Annotated in this window: 20 protein-coding genes; 8 read left to right on the top strand and 12 right to left on the bottom strand. The window is 53.4% G+C overall.

The features are described 5' to 3' along the window. Position 1 precedes the first annotated feature (1 nt). Both apaG and apaH read left to right on the top strand, forming a co-directional pair. Positions 2-379, top strand: coding sequence for a Co2+/Mg2+ efflux protein ApaG (gene apaG / locus GPJ68_RS04160; protein WP_003018867.1), 378 nt, complete (start codon positions 2-4; stop codon positions 377-379). A 10-nt stretch (positions 380-389) separates the two neighbouring features. Further along, positions 390-1238: a bis(5'-nucleosyl)-tetraphosphatase (symmetrical) ApaH gene (gene apaH, locus GPJ68_RS04155; RefSeq protein ID WP_016151663.1), complete on the top strand. Its 849-nt coding sequence runs from the start codon at positions 390-392 to the stop codon at positions 1236-1238. Between the two features lie 94 nt (positions 1239-1332). Here the strand turns inward: apaH and folA are convergent, their stop codons facing one another. From folA to GPJ68_RS04110, 9 genes are all read right to left on the bottom strand, one after another. Next, the gene (gene folA / locus GPJ68_RS04150) at positions 1333-1812 is read right to left on the bottom strand and encodes a type 3 dihydrofolate reductase (RefSeq protein ID WP_016151662.1); all 480 of its coding nucleotides are present in this window, start codon (positions 1810-1812) and stop codon (positions 1333-1335) included. A 198-nt stretch (positions 1813-2010) separates the two neighbouring features. Beyond that, complete coding sequence (gene kefC, locus GPJ68_RS04145; RefSeq protein ID WP_016151661.1) at positions 2011-3873, bottom strand: glutathione-regulated potassium-efflux system protein KefC; 1863 nt, start codon at positions 3871-3873, stop codon at positions 2011-2013. Continuing rightward, on the bottom strand, positions 3866-4396 hold the full coding sequence (kefF, locus tag GPJ68_RS04140; protein ID WP_104651539.1) for a glutathione-regulated potassium-efflux system oxidoreductase KefF: 531 nt from the start codon (positions 4394-4396) through the stop codon (positions 3866-3868). Before kefF ends, kefC begins: the two co-directional genes overlap by 8 nt. Positions 4397-4499: 103 nt before the next feature. Further along, the gene (locus tag GPJ68_RS04135) at positions 4500-4733 is read right to left on the bottom strand and encodes a YgdI/YgdR family lipoprotein (protein ID WP_003018880.1); all 234 of its coding nucleotides are present in this window, start codon (positions 4731-4733) and stop codon (positions 4500-4502) included. A 90-nt stretch (positions 4734-4823) separates the two neighbouring features. Then, positions 4824-6167, bottom strand: coding sequence for an MFS transporter (locus tag GPJ68_RS04130; protein ID WP_104651540.1), 1344 nt, complete (start codon positions 6165-6167; stop codon positions 4824-4826). A 109-nt stretch (positions 6168-6276) separates the two neighbouring features. Beyond that, positions 6277-6564: a ferredoxin-like protein FixX gene (fixX, locus tag GPJ68_RS04125; protein WP_000203736.1), complete on the bottom strand. Its 288-nt coding sequence runs from the start codon at positions 6562-6564 to the stop codon at positions 6277-6279. After that, positions 6561-7847, bottom strand: coding sequence for an FAD-dependent oxidoreductase (locus tag GPJ68_RS04120; protein WP_016151658.1), 1287 nt, complete (start codon positions 7845-7847; stop codon positions 6561-6563). The genes fixX and GPJ68_RS04120 overlap by 4 nt, the downstream gene beginning before the upstream one ends. A 49-nt stretch (positions 7848-7896) precedes the next feature. Continuing rightward, positions 7897-8838, bottom strand: coding sequence for an electron transfer flavoprotein subunit alpha/FixB family protein (locus GPJ68_RS04115; RefSeq protein WP_104651541.1), 942 nt, complete (start codon positions 8836-8838; stop codon positions 7897-7899). 15 nt (positions 8839-8853) lie between these two features. Beyond that, positions 8854-9624: an electron transfer flavoprotein FixA gene (locus GPJ68_RS04110; protein ID WP_104651542.1), complete on the bottom strand. Its 771-nt coding sequence runs from the start codon at positions 9622-9624 to the stop codon at positions 8854-8856. Positions 9625-10105: 481 nt separating this feature from the next. On the opposite strand from GPJ68_RS04110, the gene caiT reads away from it, so the two are divergent. From caiT to caiE, 6 genes are all read left to right on the top strand, one after another. After that, entirely contained in the window at positions 10106-11623 is a 1518-nt protein-coding gene (caiT, locus tag GPJ68_RS04105) for an L-carnitine/gamma-butyrobetaine antiporter (protein ID WP_016151655.1), read from the top strand. Between the two features lie 34 nt (positions 11624-11657). Then, positions 11658-12800 (top strand): crotonobetainyl-CoA dehydrogenase, encoded by a 1143-nt coding sequence (caiA, locus tag GPJ68_RS04100; RefSeq protein ID WP_003018898.1) that lies wholly within the window; start codon positions 11658-11660, stop codon positions 12798-12800. Positions 12801-12905: 105 nt separating this feature from the next. Further along, positions 12906-14123 carry an L-carnitine CoA-transferase gene (gene caiB / locus GPJ68_RS04095; protein WP_016155668.1) on the top strand — a complete coding sequence of 406 codons (1218 nt, stop codon included), beginning with the start codon at positions 12906-12908 and terminating at the stop codon, positions 14121-14123. A 62-nt stretch (positions 14124-14185) separates the two neighbouring features. Then, positions 14186-15739 (top strand): crotonobetaine/carnitine-CoA ligase, encoded by a 1554-nt coding sequence (gene caiC, locus GPJ68_RS04090; RefSeq protein WP_016151653.1) that lies wholly within the window; start codon positions 14186-14188, stop codon positions 15737-15739. A 54-nt stretch (positions 15740-15793) separates the two neighbouring features. Beyond that, positions 15794-16579 carry a crotonobetainyl-CoA hydratase gene (gene caiD / locus GPJ68_RS04085; protein ID WP_000004376.1) on the top strand — a complete coding sequence of 262 codons (786 nt, stop codon included), beginning with the start codon at positions 15794-15796 and terminating at the stop codon, positions 16577-16579. 60 nt (positions 16580-16639) lie between these two features. Beyond that, positions 16640-17236 carry a carnitine operon protein CaiE gene (caiE, locus tag GPJ68_RS04080; protein WP_104651544.1) on the top strand — a complete coding sequence of 199 codons (597 nt, stop codon included), beginning with the start codon at positions 16640-16642 and terminating at the stop codon, positions 17234-17236. A gap of 42 nt (positions 17237-17278) precedes the next feature. Here caiE and caiF read toward each other — a convergent pair whose 3' ends face one another. The 3 genes from caiF to carA all read right to left on the bottom strand — a co-directional run bounded on the left by caiF (position 17279) and on the right by carA (position 22341). Further along, positions 17279-17674, bottom strand: coding sequence for a carnitine metabolism transcriptional regulator CaiF (gene caiF, locus GPJ68_RS04075; protein ID WP_016151651.1), 396 nt, complete (start codon positions 17672-17674; stop codon positions 17279-17281). A gap of 273 nt (positions 17675-17947) precedes the next feature. Beyond that, on the bottom strand, positions 17948-21175 hold the full coding sequence (carB, locus tag GPJ68_RS04070) for a carbamoyl-phosphate synthase large subunit (RefSeq protein WP_016151650.1): 3228 nt from the start codon (positions 21173-21175) through the stop codon (positions 17948-17950). A gap of 17 nt (positions 21176-21192) precedes the next feature. Next, complete coding sequence (carA, locus tag GPJ68_RS04065; protein WP_003018918.1) at positions 21193-22341, bottom strand: glutamine-hydrolyzing carbamoyl-phosphate synthase small subunit; 1149 nt, start codon at positions 22339-22341, stop codon at positions 21193-21195. Positions 22342-22474: the final 133 nt, after the last annotated feature.

Raw genomic sequence — 22474 nt, 5'->3', positions numbered from 1 at the left:
CATGATCAATTCGCCCCGAGTGTGCATTCAGGTACAAAGCGTCTACATTGAGGCGCAATCCTCACCTGATGATGAACGTTACGTTTTTGCTTATACCGTGACTATCCGCAATTTGGGGCGAGCGCCTGTGCAGCTGTTGGGGCGTTATTGGTTAATCACCAATGGTCATGGCCGTGAAACCGAAGTTCAGGGCGAAGGCGTGGTGGGCGTTCAGCCCCACATCGAACCTGGCGAAGAGTACCAGTACACCAGCGGTGCGGTGATTGAAACACCGCTGGGCACCATGCAGGGTCATTACGAAATGATCGATGAGCAAGGGATCGCCTTTACCATCGACATTCCCGTGTTCCGACTCGCCGTTCCTACACTCATTCATTAAAACAATAGCTATGGCAACATACCTCATTGGCGACGTTCACGGTTGTTACGATGAACTGGTAGCCTTGCTGCACCAGGTTGACTTTAATCCAGAACAAGACACCTTATGGCTCACCGGCGATCTGGTCGCGCGTGGGCCGGGGTCGTTAGACGTTTTGCGCTACGTTAAATCGCTGGGCGACAGCGTGCGGTTAGTCCTCGGTAATCACGATTTACACCTGTTGGCCGTGTTTGCTGGCATCAGCCGTAATAAACCGAAAGACCGGCTCACGCCGCTGCTTGAGGCACCGGATGCTGACACGCTGCTTAACTGGCTACGTCGTCAGCCGCTGTTGCAGGTTGATGAAGAGAAGAAACTGGTCATGGCGCATGCAGGGATTACCCCACAGTGGGATCTGCAGACGGCGAAGGACTGTGCTCGCGACGTTGAAGCCGTGCTGTCGAGCGACTCTTATCCATTCTTTCTTGATGCCATGTACGGCGACATGCCAAATAACTGGACCCCGGAGCTGACGGGGCTGGCGCGCCTGCGTTTTATTACCAACGCGTTTACCCGCATGCGTTACTGCTTCCCCAATGGTCAGTTGGACATGTACAGCAAAGAGTCGCCAGAAGATGCGCCTGCCCCGCTGAAGCCGTGGTTTGCCATTCCTGGACCGGTCAGTGAAGCCTATAGCATTGCATTCGGGCACTGGGCATCGCTGGAGGGCAAAGGTACACCAGAAGGTATTTACGCGTTAGATACGGGGTGTTGCTGGGGCGGGGATCTCACCTGTCTGCGCTGGGAAGACAAACAGTACTTTGTACAGCCATCAAATCGCCATCTGAATCTGGATCCCGGCGAGGCCGTCAACGCCTGATAGTCGTCTGCCGGATGGCGGTGCTTACACCTTATCCGGCAAACGAATGTGCAATCTGTAGGCCTGATTAGCGCAACGCCATCAGGCATCCACATTAACGACGTTCCAAAATCTCGAAGCAGTAGCTGTGGGAGTTTTGCGCGTCAGCATCGTGGAATTCACTGAACACCGATTCCCAGTCATCTGGTTCGTAGTCCGGGAAATGCGTATCCCCTTCAACTTCCGCATCAATGTGTGTCAGATACAGTTTCTGCGCTTTCGGCAGGAACTGCTCATACACACGCCCACCGCCAATAACCATAATTTCAGGTTCATCGCCACAGGCCGCGATCGCTTCCTCAACAGACTTCACCCACTGCACGCGATCGTCGGTGCCAGGCTTGCTGCTGATGACGATATTTTTACGCCCTGGCAACGGTCGCCCGATGGATTCCCACGTGTGGCGTCCCATGACAACCGGCTTGTTTAAGGTATTACGTTTAAACCAGGCGAGATCGGCAGGTAGGTTCCATGGCATGGCATTTTCCATACCGATGACGCGATCTACCGCTAACGCCGCAATCAGACTGATCATTGAATGTTTCCCGGATACAAAAAAATTGTCGCCACTATACGGAAAGCGCAATCTTTCGTCGACTGGCGGAAAGAGGATGAGCATGAAAATTTTCCGTTCTGCTGGCGAACCGACCTATTTAAGGTGGTACGCCAGCATTACAGTAGTTCAAAAACAGCCAATTAGCAGTAAAGTTTGCAGAACATCACATTTTTTACCCTATGCTGACGGTTTCACTTCCGGCTCATCGGCGACGTCGCCCGTATGCTTACCTTCATCCGTGCCTTGCCAGCCATGGCGTTGAATTAATGATAAGTGCTGACGATCTTCCGCAATAATTTCACTCAGCATTTCGCTGGTGCGTTTATATACCGCCGCGCGGGACGTTGCGTCATTTTCCCCTTTCACCATCTCCTCAACCATCAGCGTGTTGAAGCGGCGGAATACATCGGCCCGCTCACGCGCTTCATAGCGTCCAAGCCCAAGACCTTCCAGTGCCAGACGTCCGGTCTTCAGCGCGCCCTCAAAGGTTTCACGTTCCGGCATCTCCACGCCAGCCTGGCGCAGGCGGATGTAATGATCCACATCGCGCGCACGGGCAATAATTTGCAGATGCGGGAAATACTGTTTCACCATTTCGGTCAGTTGCAGGCTGGTTTGCGGATCGTCAATGGCGTTAATAATAACTTCAGCTTTAGCCGCCCCGGCAGACTCCAGCAGATCCATCCGCGTCGCATCGCCATAGAAAACCTTCATGCCGAATTTACGCAGCGTTTCGATATGGTCGGGGTCATGATCAAGAACCACCATTTTGACCCCGCTCGACAACAACAGACGACCGGTTATCTGACCAAATCGCCCAAACCCGGCGATGATCACCCGAGGTTGTTCCTCGTCGATTTCATCTGCTTCCCGCTCTTCACCGGTCGCCGATTTTTCCAGACGCGTCAGAATTACCAGTAAAATCGGCGTCGCCGCCATCGACAGCGCCACCGCCAGCGTCAGAGATTTCGCCCAATCAGGATCAAGCACGTTTGCCATTTGCGCCGCGCCAAACACCACAAAGGCAAACTCACTGCCCTGCCCTAATAACACGGCAAACCATCTGCGCTGCTTGTTCGGCACCTGTAAGGGTTTCGCTATCAGCCACAGCATGACAGTTTTGATAACCAGGAAACCGACCAACAGAATGATAATGCGCAAGGGATTATCAATCAGCGTACCAAAGTCGATAGACATCCCGACGCCGATGAAAAACAGTCCCAGCAGCAGCCCTTTAAATGGCTCGATATCGCTTTCCAGCGCGTGACGATACTCAGAGCTTGCCAGCAGCACGCCAGCCAGGAACGCCCCCATCGCCATCGACAGTCCAACCTCTTCCAACAGCAGACCGAAGCCAAAAACGAGGAACAGCGCAACGGCACTGAATACTTCCCGCAGGCCAGAACGAGCGACAAAACGCAAGGCTGGACGCGTAACATAACGCCCCAGCAACACCACCAGCACCAGGGCGCTCGCCACTTTAAGGGCGGAGAGCGCAAACGCCCCAAGCGTTGTCGATGCGCCACTCGCCGCAAGTAATGGGATCATCGCCACCAGAGGAATAGCGGCGATATCCTGGAACAGCAGCACGGCAAACGCGCTGCGTCCCATTTGCGAAACCATCAGGTTCCTTTCATTCATCGCCTGCATAGCAATAGCCGTGGAGGAAAGCGCCAGCGTCATGCCGATCAGTTCCGCTACCTGCCAGCGCAGGCCGAGGAACATACAGAACAAACCAATCAGACCGCCGCAAACCACCATCTGCAGCGCACCACCACCGAACACCGAGGCCCGTAGTTTCCACAAACGTTGCGGATCCAGCTCCAGACCGATGACAAACAGCATCAGCACCACGCCGATCTCCGCAAAATGCAGGATTGATTCAGCGTCGGTCACCATCCTCAGGCCCCATGGTCCAATAATGCACCCTGCGATGAGATACCCCAGCACTGACCCTAGCCCCAGTCGCACGGCAATGGGGACAATCAGCGCCGCCGATCCGAGATAAATCAGCGCCTGTATTAGCGTATGGTTATCCATGATGAACCTCCTGCCACTCCAACAGACGCTGTTTGTAATGACGCGCCTGCGCCTGCAGAGTTTCATCATCACAGATAAACGTACAGTGCATCGCAAACGGCGACAGCCATTTGAGGCCACAGTAGAGCGCCGTTGCCTGTAAGGGCTGGGAAAGCACATCAAATCCGGGATGGGAGCCAATATCAAAGTGGTTTTCGCCGCCGCCGGTCGTCACTGCCCACAGCAGATGTTTACCGTGGAGCGCTGTCCCGCCGTGGCCATACGCCCAACCGTGTGAAAGGACCTTATCCATCCACAGCTTGAGTAAGGGAGGTGTGCTATACCATTGCATAGGATGCTGCCAGATAATCAAATCAGCGCGCGCCAGCGCATCCTGTTCAGCGGCAATATCGATATTGAAGTCGGGGTAGAGCTGGTAGAGCGAGCGGATCTCCACGCCCTCCAGCGTCCTTGCCTGTTCAAGCATCCGCTTATTCGCATGCGAGTGCTGCGGATAGGGATGCGCATAAATGATGAGGATCATGATTAGCCTGTTTCACTGCATTATTGTAATAACAGTGAGTTTAGTCAGTTAATCCGCAGGCTAACAGTCAATATTATTGAGTGGTTGAATGGAGAAAACTGAACTAGTTATCCAGTTCGCTCATATCTTTAACCTGATCGCGGTTAATTTGTTCCGTCTTACCCGTTTGCGCATTTTTGTACGACACCAGGCCTGTATCATCATCGACTTGCGGTTTGCCGTCGGTCACGATTGTTTTGCCATCGGTAGTTTTAACTGCCTGGTTCGAGGAGCAACCGGCTACGGTGAACAGTGCTGCTGCGGTAAAAATAGAGGTGATCAGAATATGTTTTTGCATGGTGTTCTCCCTGCTTTTCAGTCGTTTTCAGTGATATACCCGTTAACTGTAGGCTAACTGACTGAGTTGCAGGGAAAATACAGAACACTCCTAATAACCCGCCCTGGTCACGGGTTTACTGCGGATCGTCATTTGGCTGGTTTGCGCCAGCGTCAGACCTCGCGTTTCCGGGGCGAAAGCGATGGACACGAGCAGGCCAATCAGCGAAATGCCCGCCCCCATCAGCATGACATTACTGATCCCGTATTTGGTGATGAACACCGGCAGCGCCCAGGTTGAAACAATGGTGCCGATACGGCTTAAGGACATAATCACCCCGACGGCAGACGCACGAATATCGGTGGGAAACAGTTCGTTAGGGTATAGCCATTGCAGGTTTCCGGGTCCCCCGGAGAAAAACGCGTATACGGCAAACGCCAGCACCACCAGCCACGCGCCCATATCAGGGATTAACCCCAGCACGGCCAGCGCCAGCGTCATCATAATGAAGCTGCCAATTAACAGCGGCCGTCGGCCCGCGCTATTGAGCCAGAACATGGGAGGAATGCACCCCAACATAAAGCACAAGCTGATTACCACATTTCCCAACGCGGCGTTTTTCCCGGCACCAAGCCCCAGTAGCCCCACAATCTGCGGACCAAAGGTATAAATGGCAAACATCGGGATCACCTGACAAGTCCAGATAGCGGCGACAAACAGTACAAACGGGAAATGACGGCGATTAAATAGCTGAAGAAAGCGCGTCTCCTGCGGCGCTTCTTCGTCGAACACCACCGGTTCGCCGAACAGTTTGATCATCATCTCCTCACATTCTTTCACCCGACCTTTACGCAGCAGCCAGCGCGGCGATTCAGGAAGATCGAAACGCCCAATCAGGATCAAAATACATGGGATCACCGCGCTGCCCAACATCCAGCGCCATCCGCCCTCAACATCATACAACCAGTATCCGACCAGATCGGCACAGGTGGCGCCGACATACCACATAGCGGCGATAAAACCGATGGAGAAAGCGCGCTGGCGGGTATTGGAGAACTCGGTGATCATCGAGGTGGCGATCGGGTAGTCGGCACCAATTACAATGCCGATCAGCACGCGCATTACCAACAACTCAACGGGCGAGGAGACAAACATGGTTGCCGCCGATATCACGCCAATGGCGATAATATCGATAATGAACATTTTGCGCCGCCCGACCTTGTCGGAAATGTAGCCAAACAGCGACGTCCCCACAAACAGACCCGCGAGCGTACCGGCGCCCAGCAGACCAATCCATTGTGCATCCAGTTTCAATGCTGGCGTGAGCTGTTCCAGTGCCACGCCAATCATCACCAGCACATAACCATCCAGAAACGGCCCACCGCTTCCCCACAGCATTATCCGGCGGTGAATAGAGGTGAATTTGATGTCATCAAAGTTCCTGGGCTGCTGCATGGTTATGTCCTGTTTTATTTTAACTTAATGCCTGATGACGTTACGCTTATCAGGCCTACGCATTGTTCCTGTAGGCCGGATAAGGCGAAGCCGCCATCCGGCACCAGGTTTAGCCGTAGCGGAACTCCACACCAAATGTCCCACGCGGGTATTCCCATTTTTCCAGCGCTGTATCCAGTCCGAGAATGCGGCACGTTCCGCATTCCAGGCATCCGGCATAATCAAAACGTACGCTACCGTCATCCTGCTTTTTATACAGGCCAGCCGGACAGGCCTTAATCAGCACCTCCAGCGCCTGTTTATCAGGATCGGTTTTGAGAATGATATGCGGACTGTCTTCATCCACATTGAACTTATTGACGCCCAGTTTGACGTCCACGTTGACGGGAGATGTCATAATACGGTCACTCCTTTCAGGCCATCTTTCATCAGGTTGATGAAGCCCACTTTCTTCGCATGGCGCAGGATTTTTTTACGCATTGGCACCGGTGCCGAACCATCCACGGTGAACAGGTCGCGCGCAATACTGACCGCCATTTCCGGATAAGCGGTAAACATGCGTGGGTTATCAAGAAAAGCGGGTAGCTTTTGATACATGCGCATATCGCGCATCGGGCCTTCGTCCAGATGCTGACGGTATTCCTCCAGCGACTGCTTGCTAAAATCGTCGCGCTTCATTGCGGAAAGTACCGTTTTCGCCGCCGCTTCACCTGCGGATATGGCGAGATCCATACCGCGAATGGTAAAGCCGAGGTTCATACACATTCCGGCAGCGTCACCAGCAATCAGTACGCCGTCCCCCACCAGTTCTGGCTGCATGTTGATACCGGCTTCCGGTACGACGTGCGCGGCATATTCCACCAGCTTGCCACCGGCGATCAGCGGGGCAACCGCCGGATGCTGTTTGAAATCTTCCAGCATTTGCGGAACCGATTTTTTCGCATCTTTCAGATGATGAAGGCCGCAGACCAGTCCCAGAGAAAGGGTCGTTTCATTCGTATAGAGAAAGCCACCGCCCATCAACCCATCGGTGGGCGATCCGGCAAACAGACAGGCAGCCCCTTCGTTCCCTTGTAACTGGAAACGATCTTCAATTACCGATTTCGGCAACTCGATCAGCTCTTTTACGCCGACGGCAACATGCGATGCCTCGACGCGCTTTGCCATACCCAACTTTTCAGCCAACAGAGAATTCACTCCGTCGGCAAGGATCACCACTTTGGCTTCCAGAATATCGCCATCGGCTTCCACGCCCACGACTTTGCCCTCGCGCTGCACAACGTTATCCACGCGGATACCGGTGATGAGCTGAGCGCCCGCCTCTTCGGCCTGTTCCATCAGCCAGGCGTCAAATTTACTGCGTAAGACAGAGTAAGAAACTTGCGACGATTTGGCGTCTTCGCCGTTGCAATAGTCGATGGTCATCGCCCCTTTGTCGGTCATAAAGGCGAGTTTTTCGTGGGTGATGATGCGTTCAATGGGGGCCTGCTCAGCAAAGCCGGGAATGATGTTCTCCAGGCTATGCGCATACATGCGCCCACCGGTGACATTCTTCGCGCCAGCAGAATTGCCGCGCTCGATAACCAGCACCTGTGCGCCCTCCCGAGCCAGCACCAGCGCCGCAACCGAACCCGCCAGACCTGCACCCACGATGATGGCATCAAAGATATCTTCGGACATACGTACTCCTGTCAGCGGCAGGACACCTTCGCATCCTGCCCGAAATGGTTTAACGCGCTAAAGCAGCCGTCAGCGCAGGCAGGATCTTCAGCGCATCGCCAACGATGCCAAAATCCGCATACTGGAAGATCGGCGCATTTTTATCTTTGTTGATGGCGAAAATCGTCTGCGCGCCGTTGGCGCCGACCATATGTTGGATCTGCCCGGAGATCCCCACGGCCAGATACAGTTCCGGCTTGAGCATCAGGTTGGAGATGCCGACGTAGCGTTCGTGCTCCATCCACTTCTCGTTTTCCGCCACCGGACGGGAGCACGCCAGCTCGGCACCAATCGTCTGGCACAGCGCCTCCGCCAGCGAGATATTTTCTTTGCTGCCGATCCCGCGTCCCACGCTAACCACCAGACGGGCTTTGTCGAGGTCGACGCTGTTGCTCTGACGTGCCTGAGTTGCCGTACGAGTAACGGCTATAGCTGGAGCCTGCCATGACACGGTGTGCACCTCGCCGCTGCGGGCGGTATCCGGTTGCTGCGCGTCAAACGTTCCACTGCTGAGCGTTATCACGGCGAACGGCGAAGCGATTGTTTCTGCCCCCATCGCCAGGCCGCCGTAGACCATATGTTTTACCGCCGCTTTTCCATCCTGTACGGCGACTGCACTGGCGTCGTTGGAGACCGCTGCCGACAAGCGAAAACCCAGTTTTGCCGCTAACAGCTTGCCGCGACGCGTATTCGGCAGCAGCACCGCCCCGCCCTCGCTGTGCTGACGAATAGTTTCGGCCATCACATCAGCGTAGTCTTCGACCATACGGTCATCTGGTTTACCGCTGAGTAACCAGACATCATCTGCGCCTAAATGGCATGCCGTCGCGCAGTCCGCTTCACTCAGCACAAACGTGTTAACTTTTTCACCTAAAGCCTGCGCACCATTCATCAGTTCCGGCAGACGAGAAGGGGTATCGCTGAATACCCAGATACTGGAAAATTTGTTCATAACATCCCCTGATAATTAAATGATTTTGCGAAGATTCTCGACAAACGCGGCAATCTGTTCTTCACCGTCACCTTCAATTACAACGCGCTGACGCTCGCGCTGCTTCGGTGCAGCAACGTGTTGTTCGGAATATGCCTGCGCGCTGTTCAGGCCAATGTCTGCCGGCGACCAGACCTGAACCGGTTTTTTCGCCGCGCCAAGAATGGCTTTCATGGAAGGGATTTGTGGGGTGTTGATGTCCGTTGAGACCGCGATCACCGCCGGAAGCGGAATGCTCAGAGTTTCGACTTCATCTTCCAGTTCACGCTCTACCGTCAGAGTGCTGTCGGTAAGAGAGAGGATTTTACTCACGCCGTTAATCGCCGGAACGTTCAGCGCTTCGCCCACCAGCAGACCAACCTGCTGAGCATAAAGATCGGAAGAACCGTCACCGCAAATAAGCAGATCGAAACCTGCTTTTTGCGCGGCGGCAGCCAGCGCGCTGGCAGTTTGTTGCGGCAGCGCCTGCTCAAATTGCTCGTCAATAACAACAATCAGTTCATCTGGGCCACGGGAAAGCACATCTTTTCGCCCTTTTGCATTGGTCAGCGCTTTGCCGCCGACGCTCATGGCCACAACCAGGGCCTCTCCTGACTGTTGTTTCAACTGACAAGCCGCTTCGATCGCATTCAGATCATACTGGCTTATTTTGCCATCCGCTTTGCTGAAATCGAGTGAACCATCAGCATTATTAATCGCAATATCCTGTTCATCAGGTACGCATTTGTAGCAAGTAATTATCTTCATTGCATCTCCAGAAATCATGAAGGAAACGTATTTATATCGGCAGTGTTAAATACAGATATCACGCTCTTTAATTCGGAAATAAAACCTTAATCACCAATATTGAAAATGTCACACATTGAAATTCGTAACTTTCAATAGTGTTATGCACCTCACCAATATTGAAAGAATCACGTCAAATATGAAAATTTTCAATATTGTCTGCGGGTTCAACAATATTGAACGCCAGTCACTTAAAAAAGTTAAAAAACCACAGCCAACCAATTGATTACAAACAAAAAATATCAAATTTTTGAGCGAATTACTCAGCATAAAAAAGTGTGACGAAGATAACAGAACCACCCGATATGAATACTCATTATGGGTTACTCACTGTGGCGCTCCCAGAGGTTAAAAAGTTATCAACAAATCATTAATAATAAATAAACAAACGATCATGCACGGGCACGCTAAATAAGTTTCGTTTTCACACTGGAATTCACTTATGAAAAATGAAAAGAGAAAATCGGGAATTGAACCGAAGGTTTTTTTTCCGCCATTAATAATAGTTGGGATACTTTGTTGGCTAACTGTAAGAGATCTCGATGCCGCTAACGTCGTTATTAATGCGGTATTCAGTTATGTCACCAATGTCTGGGGCTGGGCATTTGAATGGTATATGGTCGTCATGCTCTTCGGCTGGTTCTGGTTGGTCTTTGGCCCGTATGCCAAAAAGAAATTAGGCGACGAAAAACCAGAGTTTAGTACCACCAGCTGGATTTTTATGATGTTCGCTTCCTGTACATCCGCCGCGGTGCTGTTCTGGGGTTCCATCGAGATCTACTACTACATCTCCACCCCGCCGTTTGCTCTCGCGCCTAACTCCACGGGCGCGAAAGAGCTGGGCCTGGCGTACAGCCTGTTCCACTGGGGACCGTTGCCGTGGGCAACCTACAGTTTCCTTTCTGTGGCTTTCGCCTACTTCTTCTTTGTGCGCAAGATGGACGTCATCCGTCCCAGCTCCACGCTGGTACCGTTAGTGGGCGAGAAGCATGCGAAAGGGCTGTTCGGCACCATCGTCGATAACTTCTATCTGGTGGCGCTGATCTTCGCGATGGGTACCAGCCTCGGTCTGGCCACTCCGCTGGTAACCGAGTGCATGCAGTATCTGTTCGGTATTCCGCATACGCTGCAACTCGACGCAATCATCATTACCTGCTGGATCATATTGAACGCCATTTGCGTGGCCTGCGGCCTGCAAAAAGGGGTCAAGATCGCCAGCGACGTGCGTAGCTATCTGAGCTTCCTGATGCTGGGCTGGGTATTTATCGTCAGCGGCGCCAGCTTCATCATGAACTACTTCACCGACTCCGTCGGCATGCTGTTGATGTATCTGCCGCGCATGCTGTTCTATACCGATGCCATCGGTAAAGGCGGCTTCCCACAGGGCTGGACCGTCTTCTACTGGGCGTGGTGGGTCATTTACGCCATCCAGATGAGTATCTTCCTGGCCCGTATTTCTCGTGGTCGTACCGTCCGTGAACTGTGCTTCGGGATGGTGCTGGGCCTGACCGCGTCGACCTGGATCCTGTGGACAGTCCTTGGCAGCAACACGCTGCTGCTGATGGATAAAAACGTTCTCAATATCCCGCAGCTGATTGAACAACACGGTGTGGCGCGCGCCATTATCGAAACCTGGGCTGCTCTACCGCTCAGCACCGCCACCATGTGGGGATTCTTCATCCTCTGCTTTATTGCCACCGTGACGCTGATTAACGCCTGCTCTTACACCCTGGCGATGTCCACCTGTCGTGAAGTCCGCGATGGTGAAGAACCGCCGCTGTTAGTGCGTATCGGCTGGTCCGTTCTGGTCGGCATCATCGGTATCGTTCTGCTGGCGCTGGGTGGGCTGAAGCCGATTCAGACCGCGATTATCGCCGGAGGATGCCCGCTGTTCTTCGTCAACATCATGGTGACGCTGTCCTTTATTAAAGACGCCAAAGTGCACTGGAAAGACAAGTAATTCTAATTAACCCAATTGATCAAGAGGCTGAAAGATGGATTTCAACTTAAATGACGAGCAGGAGCTGTTTGTCGCCGGTATTCGTGAATTGATGGCCAGTGAGAACTGGGAAGCTTATTTTGCCGAGTGCGATCGTGACAGCGTCTACCCTGAGCGTTTTGTTAAAGCACTGGCGGATATGGGCATCGATAGCCTGTTGATTCCGGAAGAACACGGTGGACTGGAAGCGGGTTTTGTTACCGTCGCTGCAGTCTGGATGGAACTCGGACGCCTGGGCGCACCAACCTATGTGCTGTACCAGTTACCGGGCGGTTTTAACACGTTCCTGCGTGAAGGGACTCAGGAACAAATCGATAAAATCATGGCGTTCCAGGGAACCGGTAAGCAGATGTGGAACTCTGCCATCACCGAACCGGGAGCGGGATCGGATGTTGGCAGCCTGAAAACCACTTATACACGTAAAAATGGTAAGGTTTATCTTAATGGCAGTAAGTGCTTTATCACCAGTAGCGCCTATACCCCGTACATCGTGGTTATGGCGAGAGATGGTGCATCGCCGGATAAACCTGTTTACACCGAGTGGTTCGTTGACATGAGCAAAGCGGGTATCAAGGTCAACAAGCTGGAGAAACTCGGTCTGCGCATGGATAGCTGCTGTGAAATCACCTTTGACGACGTTGAACTGGACGAGAAAGACATGTTCGGTCGGGAAGGTAATGGTTTCAACCGCGTGAAAGAAGAGTTCGATCATGAACGTTTCCTCGTCGCGCTGACCAACTACGGTACGGCAATGTGCGCTTTTGAAGACGCCGCGCGCTACGCCAATCAGCGCGTGCAGTTTGGCGAAACGATCGGCCGCTTCCAGCTGATTCAGGAGAAGTTCGCGCATATGGCGATCAAACTGAATTCCATGAAAAACATGCTGCTTGAAGCGGCATGGAAAGCGGATAACGGCACCATCACTTCGGGCGATGCGGCAATGTGCAAATACTTCTGCGCCAACGCCGCGTTTGAAGTGGTCGATACCGCCATGCAGGTGCTGGGCGGTGTAGGTATCGCGGGTAACCATCGCATCACGCGTTTCTGGCGCGATCTGCGCGTTGACCGTGTTTCTGGTGGCTCTGATGAAATGCAGATCCTGACGTTGGGTCGTGCGGTACTCAAGCAATACCGCTAATTCAGCACGATTCGTAGGCCGGATAAGGCGTTTACGCCGCCATCCGGCAACATGCCCGGTGGCGCTGCGCCTACCGGGCCTACAAAAAATGCCAGGAGCAAAATTATGAATCATTTACCAATGCCAACCTTTGGCCCACTTGCCGGGGTACGCGTGGTTTTTTCAGGGATCGAAATTGCCGGCCCGTTCGCCGGACAGATGTTCGCCGAATGGGGTGCTGAGGTTATCTGGATTGAAAACGTCGCATGGGCCGATACCATCCGCGTGCAACCTAACTATCCACAGCTCTCACGCCGCAACCTGCACGCCCTGTCGCTGAATATTTTCAAAGATGAAGGCCGGGAAGCGTTTCTGAAGCTCATGGAAACCACCGATATTTTCATTGAAGCCAGTAAAGGCCCGGCCTTTGCTCGCCGCGGCATTACCGATGACGTGCTGTGGGAACATAACCCAAAACTGGTTATCGCCCACCTTTCCGGCTTCGGCCAGTTTGGTACCGAGGAGTACACCAATCTTCCGGCATATAACACCATCGCGCAGGCGTTCAGCGGCTATCTGATCCAAAACGGTGATGTTGATCAGCCGATGCCGGCCTTCCCGTACACCGCCGATTACTTCTCCGGGATGACCGCAACGACAGCAGCGCTGGCAGCCCTGCACAAAGTACGCGAAACGGGTAAGGGTGAAAGCATTGATATCGCCATGTACGAAGTGATGCTGCGTATGGGTCAGTACTTCATGATGGACTACTTCAACGGCGGCGAAATTTGTCCACGCATGACCAAAGGCAAAGACCCGTATTACGCTGGCTGCGGTCTCTATAAATGCGCCGATGGCTATATCGTCATGGAGCTGGTCGGCATCACGCAAATCAACGAGTGCTTCAATGATATTGGCCTCGCCCACATTCTTGGCACACCGGAAGTCCCGGAAGGTACCCAGCTTATCCATCGCGTGGAATGCCCTTACGGCCCGCTCGTGGAAGAGAAACTGGATGCCTGGCTGGCAACGCACACTATCGCCGAAGTCCAGGCGCGCTTTGCTGAGCTGAATATCGCCTGCGCGAAGGTACTGACCATTCCTGAACTGGAAGGCAACCCGCAGTACGTTGCCCGTGAATCCATTACTCAGTGGCAAACGATGGACGGCCGCACCTGCAAAGGGCCGAACATCATGCCGAAATTTAAAAACAACCCAGGGAAAATCTGGCGTGGCATGCCGTCACACGGCATGGATACCGCCGCCATTCTGAAAAACATTGGTTATAGCGAAGCAGACATAAATGAGCTGGTCGGCAAAGGCCTGGCCAGAGTTGAGGAATAAACGCGACGCGCTGACCTGCTGGTTGGTTAGCGCTCACGCCTGATTTCAGTGGATAAAGCATTATGGATATCGTTGGCGGACAAAACTTACGTCAGATGTGGGACGACCTGGCCGGGGTGTACGGAGATAAAACGGCGTTAATTTTCGAATCCTGCGAAGGAATCGTTCGGCAGTATAGCTATGCCTCGCTCAATGAAGAGATAAACCGCACGGCGAACCTTTTCCATTCCTTAGGGATCCGCAAGGGCGACAAGGTCGCACTGCATCTGGATAACTGTCCGGAATTTATCTTTTGCTGGTTTGGACTGGCAAAAATTGGTGCCATTATGGTGCCGATTAATGCCCGCTTGCTGGGCGAAGAGAGCGCCTGGATCCTGCAAAACAGCCAGGTGAGCCTGCTGGTCACCAGTGCCGAGTTTTATCCTATGTACCGCCAGATACGGCTGGAAAATACCACTCCGCTTAATCATATCTGTCTGATTGGCGAGCAGCTTCCGGTTGACGACGGCGTGAGCCACTTTACCCAACTGCAAGCCCGCCAGTCGACTAATCTGTGCTATACGCCTGCGTTATCCACTGACGATACGGCGGAAATTCTGTTTACCTCAGGCACCACCTCGCGGCCTAAAGGGGTGGTGATTACCCACTACAACCTGCGCTTTGCGGGCTACTACACCTCCTGGCAAATCGCTCTGCGCGATGATGACGTCTATATGACGGTGATGCCCGCTTTTCATATCGACTGTCAGTGTACGGCTGCCATGGCCGCCTTCTCCGCAGGCAGCACCTTTGTGCTGGTGGAGAAGTACAGCGCCAGGGCGTTCTGGGATCAGGTGCGTAGATATCAGGCGACGGTCACCGAATGCATCCCGATGATGATCAGAACGCTGATGGTCCAACCCGCAGCCCCAACGGACAGACAGCATCACCTGCGCGAAGTGATGTTCTATCTCAATTTATCCGAACAGGAAAAAGATGCCTTTATCGAACGCTTTGGCGTCAGACTACTGACCTCCTACGGTATGACCGAAACCATCGTGGGCATTATTGGCGATCGCCCTGGAGACAAACGGCGCTGGCCTTCTATTGGTCGCGTGGGTTTTAGCTATGAAGCCGAAATCCGTGACGATCACAACCGTCCCCTGCCCGCCGGAGAAATTGGCGAAATCTGCATTAAAGGCGTGCCGGGAAAAACAATCTTCAAAGAGTACTACGCGCAACCCGACGCTACTGCCAAAGCGCTGGAACCTGAAGGGTGGTTACATACCGGTGATTCGGGTTACCAGGATGCGGACGGTTTTTTTTATTTCGTCGACAGACGCTGCAACATGATTAAACGCGGTGGGGAAAATGTCTCCTGCGTCGAGCTGGAAAATATTATTTCTGCGCATCCGAAAATTCAGGACATTGTGATTGTCGGTATTAAAGACTCGATCCGCGATGAAGCCATTAAAGCTTTTGTCGTCCTTAATGAGGGTGAAACATTAAGCGAAGCTGAGTTCTTCAGCTTCTGCGAAAACAATATGGCGAAATTCAAGGTTCCTTCTTTTATGGAGATAAGAACCGACCTGCCGCGCAATTGTTCAGGAAAAATAATCAAAAAAAATCTGAAATAACCCTTCCGGTCGGAATTCCTCCGGCCGGGAAACCTAATTATCTGGAGATGAACTATGAGTGAATCATTACATCTGACCCGTAACGGCCCGATCCTGGAAATTACCCTTGACCGGCCTAAAGCCAATGCCATTGACGCTAAAACCAGCTTTGCAATGGGGGAAGCTTTTCTTAATTTTCGTGATGACCCGGAATTACGCGTAGCAATTATCACCGGCGGCGGAGAGAAATTCTTTTCTGCGGGCTGGGACTTAAAAGCGGCGGCCGAAGGTGAAGCGCCAGATGCCGATTTTGGCCCAGGCGGCTTCGCTGGTTTAACCGAAATTTTCGACCTCGATAAGCCGGTCATCGCCGCGGTAAACGGCTACGCGTTTGGCGGCGGTTTTGAGCTGGCGCTGGCGGCGGATTTTATCGTCTGTGCGGAAAATGCCAGCTTCGCGCTGCCGGAAGCAAAACTCGGGATCGTGCCTGACAGCGGCGGCGTACTGCGTTTACCTAAACTGCTGCCACCGGCAATCGTTAACGAAATGGTGATGACCGGCAGACGAATGAGCGCCGAAGAAGCACTGCGCTGGGGCATCGTCAACCGCGTTGTCAGCCAGAGCGAACTGATGGATAGCGCGCGCGAACTGGCGCAGCAGTTGGTGAATAGCGCCCCGCTGGCTATCGCCGCGCTGAAAGAGATTTACCGTGCGACCAGCGAAATGCCGGTGGAAGAAGGCTACCGGTACATCCGCAGCGGTGTGCTGAAGCACTATCCATCGGTGCTGCACTCGGAAGATGCGCTCGAAGGACCACAGGCATTTGCGGAAAAACGCGATCCGGTATGGAAAGGTCGTTAATGTGCCTATGCCGGATAAGGTATTTACGCCGCAATCCGGCAATAAAACCGAGATAAGACAATGAGCTATTACGCCTTTGAGGGCCTGATTCCGGTGGTACATCCGGATGCCTATGTCCATCCCAGCGCTGTGCTGATTGGCGATGTCATTGTGGGGGCCGGGGTTTATATTGGTCCACACGCCTCATTGCGCGGTGACTATGGTCGCCTGATTCTGGAAGCCGGTTCTAACCTGCAGGATAGCTGCATCATGCACGGCTATTGCGACACCGATACTATCGTGCATGAGAATGGACACATCGGCCATGGCGCAATTCTGCACGGCTGCGTGGTGGGCAGAGATGCACTGATTGGCATGAACAGCGTGATTATGGACGGTGCGGTGATTGGCGAAGAGAGCATTGTCGCCGCCATGAGCTTTGTCAAAGCCGGATTTCAGGGAGAGGCAAGGCAGATGCTGGTTGGTTCACCGGTTCGCGTACTGCGTGAAGTCACGGACCAGGAGCTGTACTGGAAACGGCTGAACACCAAAGAATATCAGGACCTTGCAATCCGCTGCCAAACAGGACTACACGAAACCTTGCCATTAACGCAGGTCGAAAAAAACCGACCGCGCCTGAAAGGCACGACGGACGTAAAGCCAAAATCAGCACGGTAATTTATGCCGGAGAAGCGCTCACGCCGATCCGGCAAATCACCATTATCGACGCATGCTCTTGGAGAGCATCATCTGCCATTTCTGCTCACGGTTAAGCTCTGTTGGGGGAACCGCTGGCAGTCGCGGCGTTTTCGCCACACTCACCTTTTTTTCCTGCAAATTGTGATTCAATCGTCTGTAGAGATGAGAATCAATACTAATGACTTTCACCAAACGCTGGCACTGGCAGCCGCGGCCTGCAATTTGATTAGGGATCATCTTAACTTCACAAACAATTTCTCCCACTTCCGACAGAATATAAGAGAGCGTATTAATTGCTTTGCAGTGTTCAATATCAAAATGGCGGGAAATTTCCTTTGCTGTGATCCAACGATCTTCAGCCATCATCCAGTCAGCAATTAACAAATAAAGCGGTCTTTCAACATATTTTTCACACATAAGCACACCATTTCACAAATTAAAAATCTGGCTACGGCCTGTCTAAATTAATAAAAACTAAGCCACATTAAAATTGTGGATATAATGGATAGTATGCGACTTGAATGTTGATTAGTGTGAGCAACATCGTGCTTATTACATTGAAAATGTGGTTATGAAAGCGCGGTTGGCCAGGAATGACCTTATGAGAGATAAAAAAAGGGTTTCTTTACAGAAACCCTTTCCCAATTATATTGCAGGCCCGGTTAGCGCAATTATCACCGGACCTTTTTTTTATGACTTTTTGATCTGCGCGTGCATTTCCTGAACCGAGGTCACCTTCTCGGTAGCATCGGCATTCAGCGCCATCGCCGTTGCGAAACCGCCGTTCAGGGTGGTGTCATAATGCACTTTGTACTGCAGTGCGCTGCGGCGAATCAGCTTGGAGTCTTCAATCGCCTGACGGCCTTCGGTAGTGTTGATGATGTAAGTGTACTCGCCATTCTTGATACGGTCCTGAATGTGCGGACGGCCTTCATGCACCTTGTTCACCAGACGTGGATTGATACCGGCTTCGCCCAGCACAATCGCGGTGCCGTGCGTCGCATCCAACTCGAAACCAAACTTCAGCAGCTTCGCCGCCAGGTCAACCACGCGCTCTTTATCGCCTTCGCGAACGGAGAGCAGCGCACGACCCTGTTTTTTCATGGTGGAGCTGCTGCCGAGCTGTGCCTTGGCGAACGCTTCCGCGAAGGTACGGCCCACGCCCATCACCTCACCAGTAGAGCGCATTTCTGGCCCTAACAGCGGATCAACGCCCGGGAACTTGTTGAACGGCAGCACCACTTCTTTTACCGAGTAGTACGGCGGGATAACTTCTTTGGTGACGCCCTGCTGTGCCAGCGTTTTCCCGACCATCACGCGCGCTGCAACTTTCGCCAACGGTACGCCCGTTGCCTTGGAGACGAACGGAACGGTACGCGCCGCACGCGGGTTCACTTCAATCAGGTAAACTTCGTTATTCTTCACCGCAAACTGGACGTTCATCAGACCGCGAACCTGCAGTTCGAAGGCCAGTTTCTGCACCTGCTGGCGCATCACATCCTGAATTTCCTGGCTCAGGGTATACGCAGGCAGAGAACATGCGGAGTCACCGGAGTGCACGCCCGCCTGTTCGATGTGCTCCATGATACCGCCAATCAGCACCATTTCGCCGTCGCAGATGGCGTCCACGTCCACTTCTACCGCGTCATCAAGGAAACGGTCCAGCAGTACCGGCGCATCGTTAGAAACGCTGACCGCGGTCTGGAAGTAGCGACGCAGGTCGGCTTCGTCGTAGACGATTTCCATCGCGCGGCCGCCGAGAACGTAGGACGGACGCACCACCAGCGGGTAGCCAATCTCTTTCGCCTTCTCAACCGCCATTTCAATGGCGGTCACGGTGGCGTTAGCCGGTTGTTTCAGCTTCAGACGGTCAACCGCCTGCTGGAAGCGTTCACGGTCTTCCGCACGGTCAATAGCATCCGGGCTGGTGCCGATAACCGGCACGCCTGCCGCTTCCAGCGCGCGCGCCAGCTTCAGCGGAGTCTGGCCGCCGTACTGCACGATAACGCCTTTCGGCTTCTCGATGCGCACGATTTCCAGCACGTCTTCCAGCGTTACCGGCTCGAAGTACAGACGGTCGGAAGTATCGTAGTCGGTAGAAACGGTTTCTGGGTTACAGTTGACCATGATGGTCTCGTAACCGTCTTCGCGCAGCGCCAGCGAGGCGTGTACGCAGCAGTAGTCGAATTCAATGCCCTGACCGATACGGTTTGGACCACCGCCCAGCACCATAATCTTGTCGCGATCCTGAGTTGGATTCGCTTCGCACTCGTCTTCATAAGTGGAGTACATGTAAGCGGTGTCGGTGGCAAATTCTGCCGCGCAGGTATCCACGCGCTTGTAGACCGGGTGCAGGTTATATTGGTCACGCAGCTTGCGGATTTCCGCTTCGCGTACGCCGGCCAGTTTCGCCAAACGCGCATCGGCGAAACCTTTGCGCTTCAGTACGCGCAAGAAGTCAGCGTCGAGGCCGTTGATGCCAAGGTCTGTGACTTTTTCTTCCAGGCGCACCAGTTCTTCAATCTGCACCAGGAACCAGCGGTCGATGTTGGTCAGGTTGAACACGCCATCGACGGACAGGCCAGCACGGAAAGCATCGGCGATGTACCAGATACGCTCGGCGCCCGCGTCTTTCAGCTCGCGGCGGATTTTGGTCAGCGCTTCCGGGTCATCCAGACTTACTTTCGGGTCGAAGCCGGTCGCGCCCACTTCCAGACCGCGCAGCGCTTTTTGCAGAGACTCCTGCTGGGTGCGGCCAATCGCCATCACTTCACCGACAGATTTCATCTGGGTGGTCAGACGGTCGTTAGCGCCAACAAATTTCTCGAAGTTGAAGCGTGGAATTTTCGTCACAACGTAGTCGATGGACGGCTCAAACGAAGCCGGAGTCCGCCCGCCGGTGATGTCGTTCATCAGTTCGTCGAGGGTGTAACCTACCGCAAGCTTGGCTGCGACTTTAGCAATCGGGAAGCCGGTTGCTTTGGACGCCAGCGCCGAGGAACGGGAGACGCGCGGGTTCATCTCGATAACAATCAGACGGCCGTTTTTCGGGTTTACCGCAAACTGGACGTTAGAACCACCGGTTTCAACGCCGATTTCACGCAGTACCGCCATCGAGGCGTTACGCATGATTTGATATTCTTTGTCGGTCAGCGTCTGGGCTGGCGCAACGGTGATGGAGTCACCGGTATGGATGCCCATCGCGTCGAAGTTTTCGATGGAGCAGACGATGATGCAGTTGTCGTTTTTATCACGCACCACTTCCATCTCGTACTCTTTCCAGCCAATCAGCGATTCATCAATCAGCAGTTCGTTGGTTGGGGAAAGATCCAGACCGCGTTCGCAAATTTCTTCAAACTCTTCGCGGTTGTAGGCGATACCGCCGCCGGTGCCACCCATGGTGAAGGACGGACGGATAATGCACGGGAAGCCGACGTCAGCGGCAACCGCCAGCGCTTCTTCCATGGTGTGAGCGATGCCTGAACGTGCGGTATCGAGACCGATTTTTTTCATCGCGATGTCGAAGCGACGACGGTCTTCCGCTTTATCAATAGCATCCGCCGTCGCGCCAATCATGGTCACGCCGAACTCAGCCAGTACGCCCTGGCGTTCCAGCTCCAGCGCACAGTTCAGCGCCGTCTGACCGCCCATGGTTGGCAGCACCGCATCCGGGCGCTCTTTCTCAATGATTTTGCGTACCACTTCCCAGTGAATCGGCTCGATGTAGGTGGCATCGGCCATTTCCGGGTCGGTCATGATGGTCGCCGGGTTGGAGTTCACCAGAATAACGCGGTAACCCTCTTCACGCAGGGCTTTACACGCCTGCGCGCCGGAATAGTCAAACTCACACGCCTGACCGATAACGATCGGACCCGCGCCCAGAATCAGGATACTTTTTATGTCTGTACGTTTTGGCATGGCTCTTTTACTCCTGATTATTTCGCGGACTGACGGTATTGCTCAATTAACTCGATAAAGTGGTCGAACAGCGGCGCAGCATCGTGTGGACCCGGGCTTGCTTCAGGGTGCCCCTGGAAGCTGAACGCCGGTTTGTCGGTACGATGAATCCCCTGCAGGGTGCCGTCGAACAGCGACTTGTGGGTCACGCGCAGGTTGGCAGGCATGGAGGCCTCATCGACCGCAAAACCGTGGTTCTGAGCGGTGATCATCACGGTGTTGTTATCAATATCTTTTACCGGATGGTTGCCGCCGTGGTGGCCAAACTTCATCTTAATGGTCTTCGCACCGCTTGCCAGCGCCAGCAGTTGATGGCCGAGGCAGATGCCAAATACCGGAATATCGGTTTCGAGGAATTTCTGAATCGCGGTAATCGCGTAGTCGCACGGCGCCGGATCGCCAGGACCGTTGGACAGGAAGATACCGTCCGGATTCATCTTCAGAACATCTTCAGCAGAGGTTTTCGCCGGCACAACCGTCAGGCGGCAGCCGCGATCCGCTAACATACGCAGAATGTTACGTTTAGCGCCAAAATCGTAGGCCACTACGTGGAACGGCAGTTCATCGGCGGATTTAGCTTCCGGCAGGTCACCGGCCAGCGTCCAGCTACCTTGTGTCCAGCTATAAGGCTCCGCGGTGGTCACTTCTTTCGCCAGATCCATGCCGTTCAGACCTGGGAAGGCTTTCGCTTTTTCCAGCGCCAGCGCCGCATCCGGGTTATCACCCGCGATAATGCAGCCGTTCTGAGCGCCCTTTTCACGCAGCAAACGCGTCAGCTTACGGGTATCGATATCGGCAATTGCCACAATATTATGGCGTTTGAGGTAAGAAGAGAGGTCTTCGGTATCGCGGAAGTTGCTGGCAATCAGCGGCAGGTCGCGGATGACCAGGCCTTGCGCATGTACTTGAGAAGATTCTGCATCGGCTTCATTAGTGCCGACATTACCGATATGAGGATAAGTAAGAGTGACGATTTGGCGGGAATAGGAAGGATCAGTGAGGATTTCTTGATAACCGGTCATTGAAGTATTGAAAACGACTTCCCCAACCGCCGAACCTGTTGCCCCTATGGCCCGACCGTGAAACTGGGTTCCGTCTTCCAGAACCAATAGCGCTGACTTAATCAAAACACCCTCCAGAGAATATTCACTCACTTTATTTGCATATTAATTCATTAACACCACATGAATCAATGCAAATTTGCTTACCTATGGATTTCTGGCAAACGGCGGCATTCTAGAGATAGCCCACGTAAAAGTC

The organism is Citrobacter sp. 172116965 (assembly GCF_013458095.1).
GTDB lineage: Bacteria > Pseudomonadota > Gammaproteobacteria > Enterobacterales > Enterobacteriaceae > Citrobacter > Citrobacter braakii.
Note: the sequence above shows the minus strand (reverse complement) of the source record. Positions and strands in the feature narration are given on the sequence as shown.